We start from the raw sequence: 19297 nt of genomic DNA on the forward strand, positions 1-19297 counted from the left end.
CGAAGGGGGTCTGGCGAAAAAGGACGTGTCGGCCACTCCCGAGCGGGGTAGCCGATGCAGGTGTTCGACGGATTCTCGTTGCGTTGCAGGGACGTTGGCGAGGCCAATCTGCGAGTGAGGACCGGTGGTGCAGGGCCGCCGGTCCTCCTCTTGCACGGCCATCCGCGAACACACACCACGTGGCACCGCGTCGCGCCGTTGCTGGCGAACGATTACACGGTCGTATGCCCGGATCTTCGCGGTTACGGCGAATCCAGCAAACCCGGTGATTACTCGAAACGCGCCATGGCGCGCGACTTCGTGAACCTGATGAGCCAGCTGGGCCACGAGAAGTTCGCCGTCGCGGGCCACGACCGGGGCGCTGCCGCCGCCATCCGGCTCGCGCTCGACCACCCGGAGAGGGTCACGCGACTCGCCGTGCTGGACGGGCTGCCGATCGGCGCTCATCTCTCTCGTGCGAACGCCCGCTTCGCCCAGGACTGGTACCACTGGTTCTTCCTGGCACAGCAGGAACTCGCGGCCGCGATGATCAACCAGGACCCCGATCTCTGGTACGGCCGCCGCTACCACGACACCCCGCTGGCGATGGGCGTGGAGAACTGGGCCGACTTCCAGCGGGCGATCCACGACCCGGCGACCGTGCTCGCGATGTGCGGCGACTACCGCGCCGGTCTGGAGGTCGACCGTCAGCACGACGACGAGGACCGCGCCGCCGGACGGAAGATCTCTTGCCCGGTGCTGGCGTTGTGGTCGGCCGAGGACGACCTCGGCGAGCTGTACGACGACCTGCCCGGGATCTGGGCCGAGTGGGCGGATGACGTGCGGGTACGTGCCCTCGGCTGCGGTCACCACATGGCCGAGGAGGCACCCGTCGAACTGGTCCGGGAACTGCGGACGCTGTTTTGAACGGACCGTTGACGACAGGTGGTGATGAGGTTTCGGTGCGCGCACGCGTTAGGGTCTCTCCGTGGCCATCGCACGCGCCGAACGCCTTGTCAACCTGGTGCTGTGCCTGCTGTCGACCCGTCAGTACCTGACAGCGGAGCGCATCCGCGCCATCGTCCCCGGCTATCACGAAGCGCCGACGGACGAGGCGTTCTTCCGCATGTTCGAAAGGGACAAGTCCGAGCTGCGGGATCTCGGCGTGCCGCTCGAGACCGGCCGGCAGTCCAACGCCGAGGGCGCGGAGGACGGGTACCGGATCGCGCGGCGTGACTACGAGCTCGGCGACATCGACCTCGAACCCGACGAGGCCGCGGCCGTGGCGCTGGCCGCCCGGCTCTGGGACTCGCCTCAGCTCACGGGCGCGGTGCACGGGGCGTTGATCAAGCTGCGGGCCGCCGGTGTGGACGTCGACCAGGACACGCCCGCGGCCGTCGAGCCCAAGGTGCGGGCGAACGAGCCCGCGTTCCCGCCGCTGTTGCAGGCCGTGCAGGCGGGGCAGGTCGTCGCGTTCGACTACCGCAAGCCGCCGCCGGGCGGGCAGAAGGAACGAACGGTCGAGCCGTGGGGTGTCGTCGCGTGGCGCGGCAAGTGGTACCTCGTGGGCTGGGATCGTGAACGCAACGACACGCGCTGCTTCCGGCTCTCACGCGTCGTGGGCGCGGTCCGGACCGTGGGCAGGCCCAACGCCTTCACCGTTCCCGAAGGCACGGATCTGATGAGTCTCATCGCGCGCACGGAGGTCGATCCGCACCACACGGCGCCCGCCAAGATCTGGGTGGCCAAGGATCGGGCGCAGGGGCTGCGGCGGCACGCGAAGGTCGTCGAGGAACGCGACGGCGGCGACGTCGTCGAGATCGACCTGAAGTTCCCCGACTCGGCCGCCAAGTGGCTCGCCGGGTTCGGGCCCGACGTCGTGGTGCTGGAACCCGAGGTCCTGGCCAAGTCGGTCCGCGACCGCCTGCAGGGCGCACTGGAAGGAGCGCGGTGACCGCGTCGAACGAACGGCTGCCGCGTCTGCTCGCACTCGTGCCGTACCTGCTCACCCGCCCCGCCATCACCGTCAAGGAGGCCGCGGCCGACTTCGGCATCACGCCCAAGCAGCTCCGCAAGGACCTCGAGCTGCTGTGGATGTGCGGCCTGCCCGGCTACGGGCCCGGTGACCTGATCGACCTGTCGTTCGAGGGCGAGACGATCACCGTCTCCTTCGACGCGGGCCTCGACCGGCCGTTGCGCCTCACCGCGGCCGAGGCGGCGTCGCTGCTGGTCGCGCTGCGGGCGCTGGCCGACACGCCTGGTGTGGTCGACACGGACGCCGTCCAGCGGGCGCTCGCGAAGATCGAGGCGGCGGTCGGCAAGGCGCAGCCGGCGGGCATGGTGGTCGGGCTCGGCGCGTTCGAACGCGGGGAGACCGCCGAGGTTCGCGCCGCCGTGCAGGACGCCGTGAAGCGCGAACGGGCCGTGCGCATCCGTTACTACTCGCAGTCGCACGACGCGATGAGCGACCGAGTGGTCGATCCGATGCGGCTGCTGCTCGTCGAGGGGCGCGGCTACCTCGAAGGATGGTGCCGCTCGGCGCTCGGCGTGCGCTTGTTCCGGCTCGACCGCATCGACGACGTCGAGGTGCTCGACGAGCCGTCCTCGCCTCCGCCGCATGCCCAGCTGACCGATACATCGGAGGGGTTGTTCCACCCCAGGGACGACCAGAAGGTCGCCGTGCTGCTGCTCGAACCGGACGCGCACTGGGTCGCCGAGTACTACCCGGTTGATCACTCCGCGGAGCTCTCGGACGGCCGCACGCGTGTCCTCATGCGCTACGACGACCCGTCCTGGATGGTCCGCCTGCTCCTCGGGCTGGGCGGCGACGTGCACGTAGAGCAGCCGGCGGAACTGGCGGACGAGGTGGTCCGCCAGGCGCGGGAGGCATTGCGCCGGGCAGATCACCTGCTGTCCACCTAAGACGTATAGGTTGTGCTTGTGCCGTCGACACCGACCCTGGCGCTGATCGCGCTCGGCCTGATCGTGCTCGTCGCGATCATGGTCCGAGTCATCCGATCCTTGCGTCGATTCGCCCGTGCCCGCACTCTGGTGGGGGACAGGGTCGGGGACGGCGTGGGCCTGCTCAAGGCGCGATCCGCTGCGCTGAAGGTGGCCTTCGCACAACGACGCCCCAAGGAACAGGCCCGCACCAGGGCAAACCCCGCGTACGATCGTCGTGACGGGGGAGACAGGAGGATCACCAATGGGTAACCTCGGACCCACCGAGCTGATCATCATCGCAGTGGTGATCATTCTGCTGTTCGGTGCGAAGAAGCTTCCTGACATGGCGCGTTCGCTCGGCAAGTCGGCGAAGATCTTCAAGGCTGAGACCAAGGGCCTGCGCGACAACCACGACGCGGACGACGCGCCGGTGCAGCAGCAGCCCGTGCAGCAGCCGGTCCAGCAGCTCCCTCCGGCCCAGCCGCAGGTGCAGCAGCAGCCCCAGGTCGCGCCTCCGATCGAGCAGACCAGCCAGAACAAGGCCGCGAACAACTGACCCTCCGGTCTCCTGACTTGTAAGGACGGTCAACGCGGTGGCAAGTCCGTTCCGGTGGGTTGCTGAACGCCGGGAACGCGGCAGGCGCCGTCGGGGAAGCGCCGACGGCACGATGTCGCTCAAAGAGCACCTGTACGAGCTGAGGTACCGGCTCGGCCTGGCGATGCTGGTCATCGCCGTCGGTGCCATCTTCGGCTTCATCTGGTTCCAGGTGCGGCTCGGCCCGATCCCGTCGCTGGGCGACATCCTGACGGGGCCGTACTGCCAGCCGGATCTGGCTCAGTACCGGGCCAAGATCACCAACGACGGCACCTGCGCGTTGCTGCAGACCGAGCCGTTCGAGATCTTCCTCGTGCAGTTGCAGGTCGGCACGGCGGCGGGCGCGGTGCTGCTCAGCCCGTTGTGGCTGTACCAGATCTGGGCCTTCATCACGCCCGGCCTCTACCAGAAGGAACGCAAGTTCGCGCGCATGTTCGTCAGCGCCGGAGCGCTGCTGTTCGTGGCCGGCGCGGTGCTCGCATACCTGGTGGTTCCCCAGGGCCTGAAGGTGCTGCTCGGCTTCGGTGGCGACAACTGGGTCACCGCGCTCACGGGTAGCAAGTACATCAACTTCGTCATCACGATGCTGTTCATCTTCGGGGTGAGCTTCCTGCTCCCCCTGGTCGTGGTGATGCTCAACCGCGCTGGCGTGCTGTCCTACGAGCGGCTGTCCAAGTGGCGGCGCGGCCTGCTGATGGGCCTGTTCGTGTTCGCCGCGATCGCGACGCCCGGCACCGACCCGATCTCGATGGTCGTGCTGGCCCTCGCGTTGTCGGTGCTGTTCGAGATGGCGATCCAGATCTCCCGCGTGCACGACAAGCGCAAGGCGAAGCTGCGTGCCGCCGAGGGCCTGGACGAGCTCGACGACGACGAGGCGGCGCCGTTCCACTACGTCGCGTCCGACGCCGACGGCAACGACCCCGGTGAGAAGGCCATCGCTTCGGAGCCCTCGAAGCGCGTGAACTACGACGACGCCACGTGACGCGGGCCGCCTTACTGGTGTGCCCCGCGTCGGGCAAGGGGCGGGCGGCCCGGATGGCCGGGTCGACCGCCGCGGCGTTGCGTCCGCACGTCTCGTCGTTGAAGCAGTTGGTCGCGCACGACGCCGAAGGCACGCTCGCGATGGCCCGTGAGGCCGTCGCGGACGGTGTCGACCTGCTGGTCGTCCTCGGCGGTGACGGTGCCGCCCACCTGGGCGTTCAGGCCGTCGCGGGCACGTCCACGGCGCTCGGCATCGTCCCGGCCGGCACCGGCAACGACCTGGCCGTGGCCGTCGGGTCCCGGTCGGTCGAGGACGTCGTGCACGGCACTCGCAAGCAGCTCGACCTCGGCCGGTTGTCGACGGGGCAGTGGTTCGCGACGGTGCTGTGCGCCGGGTTCGACTCCGCGGTCAACGAGCGGGCGAACGCGATGCGCTGGCCCGCCGGTCCACGCCGCTACGACCTCGCGATCGTGGCCGAGCTGGCGTCGCTGAAGTCGGCGCCGCTGGTCGTGACGACCGAGGACCAGACGTTCGAGCTGGACGCGACGCTCGTGGCGATCGGCAACACGCCGAACTACGGCGGCGGCATCCCCGTGTGCCCCGGTGCCGACGCTCATGACGGGCTCTTCGACGTGACCGTGGTGGAGCACGGCAGCCGCAGGATGCTGATGCGGATGCTGCCGACGTTGCGCACGGGCACGCACACCGAGCACCCGGCCGTGCGGACGTTCCGCGCGCGTGAGGTCTCTCTGTCCGGTGGCAACGGCTGGATCGCGTACGCCGATGGCGAACGCCAAGAGGCATTGCCGGTCTCAGTTCGGACGGTTCCAGGCGCTCTCACAGTCCTGGGTCGCTAAGTTGTATGGCTGTTCGGTTCGTTTTCGGTTTTCGGTAGGGATGCATGGAAACGCTTGAGTTTCAGTCCGAGGCGCGCCAGCTGCTGCAGCTGATGATCCACTCGATCTACTCGAACAAGGACACGTTCCTGCGCGAGCTGGTCTCGAACGCCTCCGACGCGCTGGACAAGCTGCGGCTGGAGTCGTTCCGCGACAAGGACATGGTCGTCGACGTCGACGACCTGCACGTCGTGATCGAGTCCGACCCCGCCGAGCGCACGCTCACCGTGCGGGACAACGGCATCGGCATGACGCGCGAGGACGTCGTGCGGCTGATCGGCACGATCGCCAAGTCCGGTACGGCGGAGTTCCTGAAGCAGCTCAAGGAACAGCAGTCCAGCACGTCGGACCTGATCGGCCAGTTCGGCATCGGCTTCTACTCGTCGTTCATGGTGGCGGACAAGGTCACCCTCGTGACGAAGTACCCGCACGCCGAGAAGGGCGTGCGCTGGGAGTCGAGCGGCGAGGCCACGTACACGATCGACGACGTGGACGACGCGCCGCAGGGCACCTCGGTCACGTTGCACCTCAAGCCGTCCGACGACGAGGACCGCCTGCCCGACTACACCGAGCCGGCGAAGATCCGCGAGATCGTCAAGCGCTACTCGGACTTCATCACCTGGCCGGTGCGCCTGGGCGGCGAGGAGATCAACTCGCGCAAGGCCCTGTGGGCGCGCCCGGCCTCCGAGGTGACGGAGGAGGAGTACGCCGAGTTCTACCGCCACATCAGTCACGACTGGAACGCGCCGCTCGAGACCATCCGCATGCAGGCGGAGGGCACGTTCGAGTACCAGGCCCTGCTGTTCCTGCCCGCGCAGGCGCCGATGGACCTGTTCATGCGCGACGGCAAGCGCGGTGTGCAGCTCTACGTGAAGCGCGTCTTCATCATGGAGGACTGCGCCGAGCTGATGCCGGAGTACCTGCGGTTCGTGAAGGGTGTCGTCGACGCGGCGGACCTCTCGCTGAACGTGTCGCGCGAGATCCTGCAGCAGGACCGCCAGATCCAGCTGATGCGCCGCCGTCTGGTGAAGAAGGTGCTCTCCTCGATCAAGTCGCTGCAGTCCTCGCGTCCCGACGACTACGCGAAGCTGTGGGGCGAGGTCGGCGCGGCGCTGAAGGAGGGCCTGCTCTCCGACACCGACAACCGCGACGCGATCCTGGAGGTCTGCTCCTTCGCCTCGACGAACTCCGCGGACTCGATGACGACGCTCGCCGAGTACGTCTCGCGGATGAAGGACGGCCAGGAGCACATCTACTACATGACCGGCGACTCGCGGACGTCCGTCGAGAACTCGCCGCACATGGAGGCCTTGCGCGCCAAGGGCTTCGAGGTGCTGATCCTCACCGACACGATCGACGAGATGTGGGTCGACTCCGTTCCCGCGTTCGACGGCAAGACGCTGCAGTCCGTCGCCAAGGGTCAGGTCGACCTGGAGACCGACGAGGAGAAGACGGCCAACGAGGCCAAGGCCGCGGAGTTCGGCGACCTGCTGACGTGGCTGAAGGAGCAGCTGGAGGACGACGTCAAGGACGTGCGTCTGTCCACGCGCCTGACGACCTCACCGGCGTGCGTCGTCGGCGACTCCTACGACATCACTCCGACCCTGGAGAAGATGTACAAGGCGATGGGGCAGGAGCTGCCGAAGATCAAGCGGATCCTGGAGCTCAACCCGTCGCACCCGCTGGTCGAGGGGCTGCACGGGGCGTTCGCGGCGGGCGAACGCGAGTCGCTCGCCGACACCGCCGAGCTCGTCTACGGGCTGGCGTTGCTGGCCGAGGGCGGCGAGCTCGCGGATCCGTCCCGTTTCGTGAAGCTGGTGGCGGACCGGGTGCAGCGCACGTTCTGACAAAACCGCAGGTGGAGGGCGATGTCCGAGGGACATCGCCCTCTGTCGTTTCAGTGTTGATTGAAGTTAATCTATCTCGGCGGCGATTGTCGGTGTGATGTGAAAGCCTGATGGAGTGTCAAGTGCTTCGCGGTCCCCGGCCGAGGCCTACGCCGAATCCCGGCGTCGTGCCGAACGGCCCAAGCTGACCGACTTCCTGTCCGTGATCTCGTTCGAGCTGGACCCGTTCCAGCGCCAGGCCTGCGAGGCCCTGGAGGACGGTCACGGAGTGCTCGTCTGCGCCCCCACCGGTGCCGGCAAGACGGTGGTGGGCGAGTTCGCCGTGCACCTGGCCCTGACCGAGGGCCGCAAGTGCTTCTACACCACGCCGATCAAGGCCCTGAGCAACCAGAAGTTCGCCGACCTCACCGCGCGGTACGGGGCGGACAAGATCGGCCTGCTCACCGGCGACACGAGCATCAACGGCGGCGCGCCCGTGGTCGTCATGACCACCGAGGTGCTGCGGAACATGCTCTACTCGGGTTCGTCCACTCTGGACGGACTCGCGTACGTCGTGATGGACGAGGTGCACTACCTCGCGGACCGGTTCCGCGGCCCCGTGTGGGAAGAGGTCATCCTGCACCTGCCCGAGCACGTGCAGGTGGTCGGCCTGTCCGCGACGGTCAGCAACGCCGAGGAGTTCGGCGAGTGGCTGGTCGAGGTGCGCGGCGACACCTCGGTCGTCGTCGACGAGCACCGGCCCGTGCCGCTGTGGCAGCACATGCTGGTGGGCAACCAGATGCTCGACCTGTTCGAGGGCGACCAGACGCACGCGCGGATCAACACCCAGGTGCTGCGCAAGACCGAGGAGCTCACGCGCTACCACGTGCCGTTCAGCCGCGGGCGCAACCGCAGCGGTGGAGGCGGTCCAGGCCGTCCGGCGCGCAACAGCGGGTTCAAGCCGACGTCGCGCACCGACATGATCCAGCGGCTCGACGCGGCCTCGCTGCTGCCCGCGATCGTGTTCGTGTTCAGCCGTGCGGGCTGCGACGCGGCGGTCGCGCAGACGGCGCGTGCGGGCCTGCGGCTCAACTCGCCGGAGGAGACCGAGCAGGTTCGCCGGATCGTCGACGAGAAGACGCGCGACCTGCCGGAGGCCGACCTGGCCGTGCTCGGCTACTGGGAGTGGCGGGAGGCCCTGGAACGGGGCATCGCGTCGCACCACGCCGGGCTGCTGCCCGCGTTCAAGGAGACGGTCGAGGAGCTGTTCGTCCGCGGGCTGGTCAAGGTCGTGTTCGCGACCGAGACGCTCGCGCTGGGCATCAACATGCCCGCGCGGACGGTCGTGCTCGAAAAGCTCGTGAAGTACAACGGTGAGGCGCACGTCGACCTGACGCCGGGCGAGTACACGCAGCTCACGGGCCGTGCGGGGCGTCGTGGCATCGACGTCGAAGGGCACGCGGTCGTCGTCTGGCAGCCGGGGATCGACCCCAAGGCGGTCGGCGGGCTCGCGTCCACGCGCACGTACCCGCTGAGGTCGTCGTTCCGGCCCGGCTACAACATGGCCGTCAACCTCGTGGCCCAGCTCGGCGCCTCGGCCGCGCGCGCGATCCTGGAGCAGTCGCTCGCGCAGTTCCAGGCGGACCGGTCGGTGGTCGGGCTCGCCCGCCGCATCGACCGCAACAAGGAGGCGCTCGCCGGCTACACCGAGGCGATGACGTGCCACCTCGGCGACTTCACCGAGTACGCGGCACTGCGCCGCCGCATCGGCGACCGGGAGAAGCAGCTCGCGAAGCAGAACACGAACTCGCGCCGCATCGAGACGGCCAAGTCGCTCGAACGGCTGCGCAAGGGCGACGTGATCGCCGTGCCGTCCGGGCGTCGCAGTGGTCTCGCGGTCGTCGTCGACCCCGGTCTGGAGCCGATGGGCGAGGCGAAGCCGCTGGTCGTCACCGAGGACCGCTGGTCAGGCCGCCTGACGTCGGCAGACTTCCCGTCGCCGGTCGAGGTGCTGGGCCACATCCGGCTGCCCAAGCAGGTCGACGTGCGGTCGCCCAAGTCGCGGCGCGACCTCGCCTCCACGATCCGCAACACCGGCATCACCGTGCCGTCGCGGGGCCGCAGGCAGACCACGGCGGACGACGACCCCGAGCTCGCGACGCTGCGCCGGGCCCTGCGCGCGCACCCGTGCCACGGCTGCGACCAGCGCGAGGACCACGCCAGGTGGGGTGAGCGGTACCACCGGCTGCTGGCCGAGACCGAGCAGCTGGAGCGCAAGGTCGCGGCGACGACGCACTCGCTGGCGCGTCAGTTCGACCGCATCCGGGCGTTGCTGCGCGAGCGCGGCTACCTCAGCGAGGCCGAGGAGATCACCGCCGACGGCAAGCGGCTGACCAGGCTCTACAGCGAGTCGGACCTGCTCGCGGCCGAGTGCATCCGCAACGGCGTGTGGAAGGGCCTCAAGCCGGAGGAACTGGCCGCCGTCGTGTCGTCGCTGGTCTACGAGGCGCGCAGGGACGGTCCGGTCGAGGCGCGGCTGCCGCAGGGCCCCGTGGCCGACGCGATGCTCAAGACCGTGCGGCTGTGGGCGGAGATCGAGGACGACGAGCGCCGGCACAAGCTCGAACGCATCACCCGCCAGCCGGATCCGGGCTTCGCCTGGCCGGTGTACCGCTGGGCGCGCGGCGAGTCGCTGGAGAAGGTGCTCGTGGCCGCCGAGGCCGGTGGCAACGAGCTCGGTGCCGGCGACTTCGTGCGCTGGTGCCGGCAGGTGATCGACCTTTTGGACCAGATCCGTGAGGTGGTCGGCCGACAGGACCCGGTCGGAGCGGCCGCGGCCAAGGCCGTCGACGCGCTGAGGCGCGGAGTTGTGGCGATGATGTGACATGGGCCTGACGAAGGTTTTGCGAGTCGGAGTAAAGACTGACGTCAACGGTGTGATTGGATTTCGCCGCAACGTCGTACACGTGGAGGTCGACAGATGAGCAGCCCGTACGGACCGTCCGGAGGGAACGATCCGCAGCAGCCGTGGGGCCAGCAGCCGCAGCCGCCGCAGCAGCCCTATGGAGGCGGTTTCCCTCCCGGCACGCCGTCCGGCGGCTTCCCGGCGCAGAACCCGGGGCAGCAGAACCCCTACGGCCCGCCGCAGCCCCAGCCGGGCCAGCAGCAGCCGTACCCGGGTTTCGACCCGTCGCAGCAGCAGACGCAGCAGTACGGCGTGCCAGGTCAGCAGCCTCAGTCGAACCCGTACGGCACCCCCGCACAGGACCCGTACGGCCAGCAGACGCAGCAGTACGGCATGCCGGGCCAGCAACAGCAGCCCAACCCGTACGGCCAGCAGCCGGGTTACGGCCCGCCGGTGCCGCCGAAGAAGAAGTCCAGCGCGGCCATCTGGGTCGCCGCTGTGGTCGTCGTCCTGCTCGTCGGTGGCGTGCTGTTCACCGGGTTCGTGTCGCCGGCCTTCTTCAAGAAGAAGATCTTCGACAACACCGCGGTGCAGAGCGGCATCGTCCAGATCCTGAAGGACGAGTACAAGATCTCCGACGTCGGCGCGGCGACCTGCTCCGGTGAGAACGAGGTCAAGCCCAACACCTCGTTCGAGTGCAAGGTGCAGGTCGGCGGCAAGGACAAGAAGGTCAAGATCGTCGTCAAGACCGAGGACGGCGAGTACGAGGTCGGCCAGCCCACCGGCTGATCCTCCGTTTGTCGCGCGTTAGCCTTCCCCTGGGAGTTCCTGGGGGAAGGTTTTTCTTTTGCGCTACTTCGTGTTCCCCGCCGAGGAGCGGGAGCCTCTGTGCCCGATCGCGGTGGTGCGGGTCGAGGACGACGGCACCGAGCAGGCGTTCACCCGTGAGCTGCGCTGGGAGCCGTTGTCCGCCCGGCCCCGGACGCCGCCGAGGCGCGACGCGTGGGAGGTCGACTCGGACTGGGCCGAGATGTTCATGATCGACATGATCGTCGCGATGCGCCGGGCCCGATACGGCGATTCCGACCCGAGCATCCGCGTCCACCACGACGTTGACGGCGTGTGGGGACAACGGCGCACTCAGCCGGAGATCGCCCTGGGTGACGGTGAGGCCGTGCTCGTGGAGCGCGCTCCCGCCCCGTTCCGCTGGCACGTGTCGAAGCAGGGAGCACGCGAGCAGATCGTGCTGAGGGTCGCGCCCGACGGCACCGGCCAGCAGTTCACCGATGACCTGCACTGGCACCCCTCGGACCGGCCCCCGGCGCGGGATCTGGAAGAGGTGGACGAGCGCACCGCGTTGTGGCGGGTCGCCGGCGTGATCGAACGGGTGCGCGGTGCGTGGTCGCACCACTGGTCCGGCCCGTACTACTTCGCGGTCTTCAACCAGGGCCGGCAGGCGCTGCACCTGGACGACGCGTTGCACGTGGTGCGGCCGAGGGGTGGCCACGACTCCCACCTCTGCTACTCCTTCGGGATCGGCAGTGACTGGCATCCGGCGACCACGTTGCGGGAGTTCGCCATGGCCGACCACCGCGGCGTCAAGATCCCGATCGCCGAGTCCGAGGCGGACCATCTCGTCGAGGTGATCCTGAAGCGCCGCGAGCAGTGGGGCCGGGCGTACTGGACGCTCGGAAACTGACGTGCGTTCGCGGCCGCGCTGAGCCAGGATCGCGGGCGTGACCGACATCCGCGTTCTCACCGACGAAGCGCAGTATCGCGCCCACCACGGGCTCTTCCGCCGTGCGATGCACTGGAGTCCGGCCGCGGACGACAAGTGGGAGATCATCCGGCAGACCTACGAGCCCGGCCGGACGCACGCCGCGTTCGAGGGCGACGAGATGGTCGGCACGACGCAGACCTTCGGTGGCTCGATGGTGGTGCCCGGTGGCGCCGTCGTACCGCACGCCGCTGTGTCGCGCGTGGGGGTTCGTGCGGACTACACGCGCCGTGGCGTGCTGAGTGCGTTGATGCGCGAGCAACTCTCGACGTTGTCGGATCCCGTCGCGACGTTGCGCGCGTCGGAGGGCCGCATCTACGGCCGTTTCGGGTACGGGCTCGCCGGGCGGGTGCGGTTCCTGCGGATCGACGCGCGCAAGGCCGTGATCCCGGGCTCGCCGGTCGGACGCGTGCGGATGGTGGACCCCGACACCTCGGACAAGCTGGTGCCGGAGCTGCACGCCACGTTCGGGCTCGACCGTCCTGGGCAGATCTCCCGCTGGCCCGGCTGGTGGGCGATTCACCAGGAGCGCAAGGGCGCGGCCGAGAACGTGGTCACCGTCGTCCACAGTGGACCGGACGGCGACGACGGTTACGTGTGCTACAAGGTGTCCGAGGACAAGGACTTCAAGCACACCATGGAGATCGAGGACTTCGCGTGGGCCAACGCCGACGCGTGGCGCGACCTCTGGATCTACCTGACGCGGCTGGACCTGATCGACGAGATCAACGTCGACGCCGCCCTCGACGACCCGGTGAACTGGCTCTTCGAGGACCCGCGGGTCGTGTACACGAAGGACGTCTTCGACCAGATCTGGCTGCGGCTGGTGGACGTGCCGTGCATGCTCGCCGCCCGCACCTACGGCGTCGCCGAGCCCGTCGTCATCGAGGTGCGCGACAGGCTGCTGCCCGCGAACGACGGCAGCTACCGCGTGTCGCCGGACGGTGCCGAACGCGTCGACGGCCCCGCCGACATCACGATCCCCGCCGACCTGCTCGGAGCGGTCTACCTCGGCGACACGAGGTTCTCGGACCTCGCGGCCGCGAAACGGATCGAGGGCTCGCGGTTCGACGAGGCCGACGCGTTGTTCGCCGTCCCCGTCGCGCCGCTCTGCTCGACGTTCTTCTAGCCGCGCCGCTCCATCGCGTTCACCAGGCGCGGCACCGAACTGCCGAGGCCCCAGCGCTGCGTGAGCTCACGCAGCCGCTCGGGGTCGGCGGGCACGCGCGGCACCTCGTCGGAGCGGTCCAGCACGACCGGGGCGTCCAGCGCCGTGCGGACGACCAGGGGTGCCACCGCCAGGTAGTCCTCGGCCGCGATGAGCGCGTTGCGGGCCTTGGTGGTGAGCTTGCGGTCCATCGGGTCCGTCACGGCCTTGAGGACGGCGTCGAGCGAGCCGAACTCGGTGATGAGCTTCGCCGCGGTCTTCTCGCCGATGCCCGCCACGCCCGGCAGGCCGTCGGACGGGTCGCCGCGCATCACGGACATGTCGGCGTACGCGGAACCCGCGTTCTCGACGGGCAGCGAGTACTTGGTGGCCAGTTCCTCCGGACCGAGGACCTCGGCCTTGTTCCAGCCGCGGCCGACGTAGACGACGTGCACGGGCGTGGGGTCGAAGCGCACGACCTGGAACATGTCGCGGTCGCCCGTCACCACCTCGACGCGGGACTTCTTCTCGTGGTGGGCGAGCGCGCCGATCACGTCGTCCGCCTCGTAGCCCGCCGCCTCGCCGGTGCAGATGCCGGCGGCGTCGAGCACGTCGAGGATGATCGGGATCTGCGGCGTCAGCGTGTCCGGGACCTCCTCGGACCCGTCGGTGGCGCCCTCGGCGACGCGGTGCGCCTTGTAGGACGGCAGCGCCTTGACCCGGAACTCGGGCCGCCAGTCGGCGTCGAGGCAGGCGACCAGCCGGGCCGCGCCGCGTTCGGTGATGACGCGGGCGATCGTGTCGACGAACCCGCGCACGGCGTTCACCGGCGTGCCGTCGGGCGCCGTCATCGAGTCCGGCAGCGCGTAGTACGACCGGAAGTAGAGGCTCGCGGAGTCGAGCAGCACCAGGGGAGAGCTCACGAGTGGACAAACTACTCGTGCGTGGACCGCTGACGCTTGCCGGACGCGTTCAGCGCTCCCGCGAGGTGTCCTGCCGAGTGCCGAAGGCGTGCGGCGGGCATTGTGGTCCACGCACTAGGATTTCGACCATGGCAACGATCACCGGGCCCATCGACGTGTCCGCGCTGCGTGCGCGGCTTGACCGCGCCACCGCCGCCGCCGAGCAGGCGGGCGTCGACGCCCTCCTCATCTCGCCCGGCTCGGACCTGCGGTATCTGATCGGCGCCGGTGGCGACTCGTTCGAGCGCCTCACCTGCCTCGCGCTGCCGGTGGGCGGCACGCCGAGGCTGGTCGTGCCGAAGCTGGAGCAGCCGGGTTACGCGGCCATCCCCACGGACGAGCTCGGCGTCGAGGTCGTCACCTGGGTCGACGGCGAGGACCCGTACGCGCTGGTCAAGGACGCGCTGAAGGGCACCCGCACGGCGGTCGCGGACATGATGCCCGCGCTGCACACCATCAAGCTCGGCCACGCGATCGGCGGCGAGCAGTCGCTGGCCGGACCGATCATCCGCGAGCTGCGCATGCGCAAGGACACCGCCGAGATCGACGCCCTGCGCAAGGCCGGACAAGCGATCGACCGCGTGCACGCGCGCATGGGCGAGTTCCTGCGTGTCGGCCGCACCGAGCGTGAGGTCGCCAAGGACATCGCCGCCGCGATCGTCGAGGAAGGCCACACGGTCGCCGACTTCGTGATCGTCGGCTCCGGGCCCAACGGCGCGTCCCCGCACCACCGCGACTCCGACCGCGTGGTGCAGGCGGGCGAGGTCGTCGTCATCGACATCGGCGGCCCGGTCGCCGAGGGCTACAACTCCGACTCGACCCGCACCTACGTGATGGGCGAGCCCACTTACGACGACGTCCGGGACACCTACGCGGTACTCCAGGCGGCGCAGCAGGCCGCGGTGGAAGCCGTGAAGCCTGGCGTGACCTGCGAGGAGATCGACGCCGTCGCCCGCAAGGTCATCACCGACGCGGGCTTCGGCGAGTACTTCGTGCACCGCACCGGCCACGGCATCGGCCTGGACGTGCACGAGGAGCCCTACATCGTCAGCGGCAACTCCCTGCCGCTCGAAGCGGGCATGGCCTTCAGCGTGGAGCCCGGCATCTACCTGCCCGGCCGCTGGGGCGCGCGCATCGAGGACATCGTGGTCGCCACCCCGGACGGCGTCGAGTCCTTCAACAACCGACCTCACGACCTGGTGGTGCTTTGACCCTCGAGCAGATCGACAGAGCGATACTGAAGGAACTCGCCTCGGACGGCCGGTGCAGCTTCACCGACCTCGCCGAGCGCGTGGGCCTGTCCGTGTCGGCCGTGCACCAACGCGTGAAGCGCCTCGAACAGCGCGGCATCGTGAAGGGCTACGCGGCCCGGCTGGACGGCACCGAGATCGGCCTGCCGATGTCCGCGTTCATCTCGCTGTTCCCGATCAACCCCGCCGAGCCGGACGACTACCCGAAGCGCCTCGAGCACCTCGCGGAGATCGAGGCCTGCTACTCGGTGGCGGGCGACGCGTCCTACGTCCTGCGGGTGCGCGTCGCCTCGCCGGTCGCGCTGGAGGAGCTCCTGCAGAAGATCCGGGAGTCGGCGAACGTCTCGACGCGGACGACGGTGGTGCTGTCCACGCCTTACGAGGACAGGCCTCCGGCGGTCTGAACCTGGCCGTCGGCGAGCAGCAGCACGCGGTCGGCGACGGCGTGCACGGCGTCGTGGTGCGTGGCGATCAGCACCGCGGCGCCTTCGTCGGCGACCCGCCGCAGCAGCCCCACGGCCGCCACGGCACTCACGGCGTCGAGGTGTGCGGTCGGCTCGTCCGCGAGCAACGCCGAAGGCCGCGCCACGACAGCGCGTGCCAGCGCCGCCCGCTGCTGCTGCCCGAACGAGACCTGCCCCGGATACCGGGCACCCAGCCCGGAGATCCCCAGCTCCGCCAGCAACTCCGCGACCCCGGCCACCTCGCGCCCCGCCAGCCGCAACGGCAGCGCGACGTTCTCCTCCAGCGTCAGCTCGGACGCCAGCCCGAGCGACTGCGGCAGAACCGCGCAGGCTGACCAGGAAGCCAGTCCGGGCGACACCGACCCGCTGTCCGGGAAGTCGAACCCGCACAACAGGGACAGCAACGCGGTCTTCCCGGATCCGGACGGCCCGCTCAACGTGACCAGCTCACCGGCCGCGACGGCCAGATCCACCCCGCGCAGCACGGACACACCGCCGAAGGCCCGGTGCACCCCGTCCGCCCGGATCATGACGCGGCCAGCGGGATGCACAGGTCCGCCAGCGACACGAGCCGCGGGTCGTGCGACGCCACCACAGCGGGCACCGGCAAGGACTCCAGGATCTCCAGCACGAGATCAGCGGACTTCACGTCGAGCTGCGAGGTCGGTTCGTCGGCGATCACGACCGAAGCGCCACGGGCGATGGCGCACCCGAACGCCAGACGTTGTTGCTGCCCACCGGAGAGAGCGCCGATTCGCCAGGTCGCGGAGCCGCCCAGCCCGAGCTGGTCCAGCAGCGAGAAGTCCTCGGCACCGGCCGCGCGGAGGTTCTCGCCGACGGTCAGGTGCGAGATCAGGTTGTCGGCCGGGTTCTGGAACACCACGGCGATCTCCTTGCGCCGCAACGCCCGCAGCTGCGTCCACGACAGCGACGAGGTCGGCACGTCGTGCACGAACACCTCGCCCAGGGACGGGCGTTCGATCAGCGAGAGCACGCGCAGCAGCGTCGACTTCCCGGACCCGGAAGGTCCGGACAGGACGGTGAGGCCGGGCGCGATCGACAACGACATGTCCGCGACGGCGCGCACAGAACCGTAGGACACCCCTACGCCACAAGCGCGAATCACCTGAGCAGTTCTCCCATCCGTGCGGTGCGCACACCGCGCAACGCGAGCCAGGCCGCCACGACGACCACCAGGGCGCCGCACGTCACCATAGAAGTCAGCAACGGCAGCAGGTCCGGCAGCATCGGGGCCGGGTTCAGCCACGGCGCGGGATCCAGGCGCGGTACGGCCGCTCCCGCGCTCATGAACGAGGCCACCGAGCCGATGCCCAGTGCCAGCAACGCCAGCACGCCCACTTCCAGGAGATGACTCGACCACAGCACGGACGGGCGCATGCCCATGCGGGTCGACAGCGCGCCGGAGACGGCGTTCTGCCGGCGGCGGACCTCGACGGCCAGCAGCAGTGCCACGGCGGCGACCACGGCCAGGACCACGCCGATCGCCGCCACGAAGCCGAACGTCCACTCGACGGTCAGGAACGGCAGGCCGTCCAGCACACGGTTGCGGTCGGCGACGTTCGTGTAGTGGATGCCCTCGGCCTGCAGCGCGGAAGTCAAGGCGGACAACGGAAGCGACGACCACAGGTGCCACGAGCCGACCTGTTCGGCGGCGGGCACCGAGTCGCGGGCGACCACGTAGCCGCGCGTGCCGAGCTTCGGGAACGACGGCAGCGACGCCACGGGCTTGAGCAACGGCAGGCCGGGGACCTGGATCTCCTGGTTCGCCGAACGGCCGATGCGCACGGCCTGCGCGATCTCACCGTCCCGCCGCAACCCCGAGAGCAGCGAACGCACCGAGGCGGCGTCGTTCAGAACGGCGGCGTCGGTGAACGTCGCGGGGTCCACGACCAACGCACCCGTGCTCACGCCGACGAGAGTGGTGTTGCCCCGCAACGAGGACGGCAGCGCGACCCGGCCGAGCGCGATGTCCTGCGACACCTGGACCGTGCTGTTGGCGCCGACGAACACGCCCGACTTCGAGTCCAGCGCCGACTGCTGAGCGCCCGCCACCGCGCTGCCGACGGCGATGGTGCCGACCGCCAGCACACCCACGAGCAGCACACCGGTCACGGGACCGGTGGCCGCGGCCAGGCGGCGCACCGCGAGTTGGGCGGCCGGCACCCGCCACCACCGCACGTGGTGCGACCAGCCCAGTGACCACCGCAGCAGCCGGGTCGCGAGCAACGCCGCCGCCAGCACCACGAGCAGCGGGAACGCCAGCGCGGCCACGTCGACGCGCGGCAGCGTGCCCGACTTCAGCGCCGTGCCCAACCCGTTGTGGGACAGGCGAACCCACGCCAGCACGGCCAGTCCGGCGACGACCAGTTCCCACGGCACCAGCGAAAGCCGCCGCGTCCGGGCCCGGGCCTGGAACGTCCGGTGCGCTCGCCGGGCCGCCACCAGCACGGTCACCGCCAGGCTCAGCACCACCACGGCCAGCACGAAACCCAGCGCCACCCAGAGCGTTCCGGACGCCAGCACGACCCCGGGCGCGTACAACGGCAACAGCAGTCGCGCGGCCACCAGCCCGAGCAGACCGCCCAGGACCAGCGGCAACCCCAGCTCCAGCACGCCGCGGAGACCCAGGGACAACGGACTCGCCCCGCGCACCCACAGCAGCCGCAGCTCGGAATGCCGGCGCTGCGCCCACTGCACGGTCACGGTGCCCACGCCCGCGAGCCCGACCAGCACGCTGATGATCACCAACGGCAGCAGCGCGGACGAGACGTTGCGCTCCGAGGTCCGTGCCGCCGTGATCGCGCCGGACAGCAGGTCGGTCCGCGTCAGCGGCAGCCCGAGCGCCGCCAGCCGCGCGTTGCCGTCGTCCCGCAGCGTTTCCGCCTCGGCGAGCGTCGCCGGCGGCTCGGTGGGGAAGCGCAGCGACACCGTGGCGCCCGCCGCGAACTCCGGCGGCAGCAGGGCGAGGTCCGAGGAGGAGGCCACCCAGATCACCGACGTGCTGGCGCCGTCACCGCCCAACGGGTTCGGCACCACGGTCTTCGCCTCGGAACACCACCACCCGGACACGGGCTGCGCGAGGTCGGCGTAGATCGCGGACACCACCAGCGACGACCCGGTCAGCCGGTCGCCGACCTTCACGCGAGCGGCCGTGGCGATCGTCTGCGGCACCCAAAGCCCGGTGCCACCGCCCTGCACCACGGTCAGGTGCGTCAGCGCGTCCGGCCGGTAGCCGAACCGGCCGTAGGTCGCGAGCCCGTTGAAATCAGGCCGGCCGATCCGCGTGTAGGCGGCGCCGAGATCGCCGCGCGCCGCCATCGAGACGGCGGCCGGCAACGCGAGCCCTTCCCCGTCCAGCGACGGATGCACGGAATGCGGGCACATCCGGCCCTGCTGGTAGGCGAGAGCGGCACTGCCCGCGGCGGAGGAGTGCAGTGCGGCCGCGGCCACCACGAAGCCCAGCAGCAACGTCGTCGCGATGCTCACCAGCAACGTGAGCGGACTCGACAGCGCGGCCCTGGGCGCGGCTCTCCACGGCAACTGCACCTGC

Annotated in this window: 18 protein-coding genes; 14 read left to right on the plus strand and 4 right to left on the minus strand. The window is 69.8% G+C overall.

Annotated elements, in window-relative coordinates; all coding sequences use genetic code 11:
* Positions 1-54: 54 nt before the first annotated feature.
* The 12 genes from ACIQF0_RS05420 (at position 55) to ACIQF0_RS05475 (ending at position 13032) form a co-directional block, all read left to right on the plus strand.
* Positions 55-906, plus strand: coding sequence for an alpha/beta hydrolase (locus ACIQF0_RS05420; protein ID WP_401024739.1), 852 nt, complete (start codon positions 55-57; stop codon positions 904-906).
* Between the two features lie 61 nt (positions 907-967).
* Positions 968-1933: a WYL domain-containing protein gene (locus ACIQF0_RS05425; RefSeq protein WP_360033151.1), complete on the plus strand. Its 966-nt coding sequence runs from the start codon at positions 968-970 to the stop codon at positions 1931-1933.
* A complete protein-coding gene (locus tag ACIQF0_RS05430) occupies positions 1930-2901 on the plus strand; it encodes a helix-turn-helix transcriptional regulator (protein WP_401024742.1) in 972 nt (323 codons plus the stop codon). The genes ACIQF0_RS05425 and ACIQF0_RS05430 overlap by 4 nt, the downstream gene beginning before the upstream one ends.
* Positions 2902-2919: 18 nt before the next feature.
* Positions 2920-3192: a bacteriophage holin gene (locus ACIQF0_RS05435; RefSeq protein ID WP_360033156.1), complete on the plus strand. Its 273-nt coding sequence runs from the start codon at positions 2920-2922 to the stop codon at positions 3190-3192.
* Entirely contained in the window at positions 3185-3478 is a 294-nt protein-coding gene (tatA, locus tag ACIQF0_RS05440; RefSeq protein WP_401024745.1) for a Sec-independent protein translocase subunit TatA, read from the plus strand. The genes ACIQF0_RS05435 and tatA overlap by 8 nt, the downstream gene beginning before the upstream one ends.
* A 112-nt stretch (positions 3479-3590) precedes the next feature.
* Positions 3591-4499: a twin-arginine translocase subunit TatC gene (gene tatC, locus ACIQF0_RS05445; RefSeq protein WP_401027708.1), complete on the plus strand. Its 909-nt coding sequence runs from the start codon at positions 3591-3593 to the stop codon at positions 4497-4499.
* Positions 4496-5356: a diacylglycerol/lipid kinase family protein gene (locus ACIQF0_RS05450; protein WP_401024747.1), complete on the plus strand. Its 861-nt coding sequence runs from the start codon at positions 4496-4498 to the stop codon at positions 5354-5356. Before tatC ends, ACIQF0_RS05450 begins: the two co-directional genes overlap by 4 nt.
* Positions 5357-5400: 44 nt before the next feature.
* Positions 5401-7242 (plus strand): molecular chaperone HtpG, encoded by a 1842-nt coding sequence (htpG, locus tag ACIQF0_RS05455; RefSeq protein ID WP_401024750.1) that lies wholly within the window; start codon positions 5401-5403, stop codon positions 7240-7242.
* 115 nt (positions 7243-7357) lie between these two features.
* On the plus strand, positions 7358-10105 hold the full coding sequence (locus ACIQF0_RS05460) for a DEAD/DEAH box helicase (protein WP_360033167.1): 2748 nt from the start codon (positions 7358-7360) through the stop codon (positions 10103-10105).
* Positions 10106-10201: 96 nt separating this feature from the next.
* Positions 10202-10915: a DUF4333 domain-containing protein gene (locus tag ACIQF0_RS05465; RefSeq protein WP_401024754.1), complete on the plus strand. Its 714-nt coding sequence runs from the start codon at positions 10202-10204 to the stop codon at positions 10913-10915.
* Positions 10916-10973: 58 nt separating this feature from the next.
* On the plus strand, positions 10974-11825 hold the full coding sequence (locus ACIQF0_RS05470; protein WP_401024757.1) for a hypothetical protein: 852 nt from the start codon (positions 10974-10976) through the stop codon (positions 11823-11825).
* A 37-nt stretch (positions 11826-11862) separates the two neighbouring features.
* On the plus strand, positions 11863-13032 hold the full coding sequence (locus ACIQF0_RS05475) for a GNAT family N-acetyltransferase (protein ID WP_401024761.1): 1170 nt from the start codon (positions 11863-11865) through the stop codon (positions 13030-13032).
* Here ACIQF0_RS05475 and ACIQF0_RS05480 read toward each other — a convergent pair.
* Positions 13029-13973 carry a 5'-3' exonuclease gene (locus ACIQF0_RS05480; RefSeq protein ID WP_360033176.1) on the minus strand — a complete coding sequence of 315 codons (945 nt, stop codon included), beginning with the start codon at positions 13971-13973 and terminating at the stop codon, positions 13029-13031. The genes ACIQF0_RS05475 and ACIQF0_RS05480 overlap by 4 nt on opposite strands.
* 128 nt (positions 13974-14101) lie before the next feature.
* On the opposite strand from ACIQF0_RS05480, the gene ACIQF0_RS05485 reads away from it, so the two are divergent.
* Positions 14102-15223 (plus strand): M24 family metallopeptidase, encoded by a 1122-nt coding sequence (locus tag ACIQF0_RS05485; RefSeq protein WP_401024764.1) that lies wholly within the window; start codon positions 14102-14104, stop codon positions 15221-15223.
* Positions 15220-15666 (plus strand): Lrp/AsnC family transcriptional regulator, encoded by a 447-nt coding sequence (locus tag ACIQF0_RS05490; RefSeq protein WP_360033182.1) that lies wholly within the window; start codon positions 15220-15222, stop codon positions 15664-15666. Before ACIQF0_RS05485 ends, ACIQF0_RS05490 begins: the two co-directional genes overlap by 4 nt.
* On the opposite strand, the gene ACIQF0_RS05495 is transcribed toward ACIQF0_RS05490, so the two are convergent.
* From ACIQF0_RS05495 to ACIQF0_RS05505, 3 genes are read right to left on the minus strand one after another with little or no spacing between them, the layout of a single operon-like run.
* Positions 15639-16256, minus strand: coding sequence for an ATP-binding cassette domain-containing protein (locus ACIQF0_RS05495; protein WP_401024767.1), 618 nt, complete (start codon positions 16254-16256; stop codon positions 15639-15641). The two genes, ACIQF0_RS05490 and ACIQF0_RS05495, sit on opposite strands and share 28 nt — an antisense overlap.
* Complete coding sequence (locus ACIQF0_RS05500; protein ID WP_401024769.1) at positions 16253-16828, minus strand: ABC transporter ATP-binding protein; 576 nt, start codon at positions 16826-16828, stop codon at positions 16253-16255. Before ACIQF0_RS05500 ends, ACIQF0_RS05495 begins: the two co-directional genes overlap by 4 nt.
* A 20-nt stretch (positions 16829-16848) precedes the next feature.
* On the minus strand, positions 16849-19293 hold the full coding sequence (locus ACIQF0_RS05505; RefSeq protein WP_401024771.1) for an ABC transporter permease: 2445 nt from the start codon (positions 19291-19293) through the stop codon (positions 16849-16851).
* Positions 19294-19297: the final 4 nt, after the last annotated feature.

The sequence above is a fragment of the Lentzea sp. NPDC092896 genome (genome assembly GCF_044754905.1).
Taxonomy (GTDB): Bacteria; Actinomycetota; Actinomycetes; order Mycobacteriales; family Pseudonocardiaceae; genus Lentzea.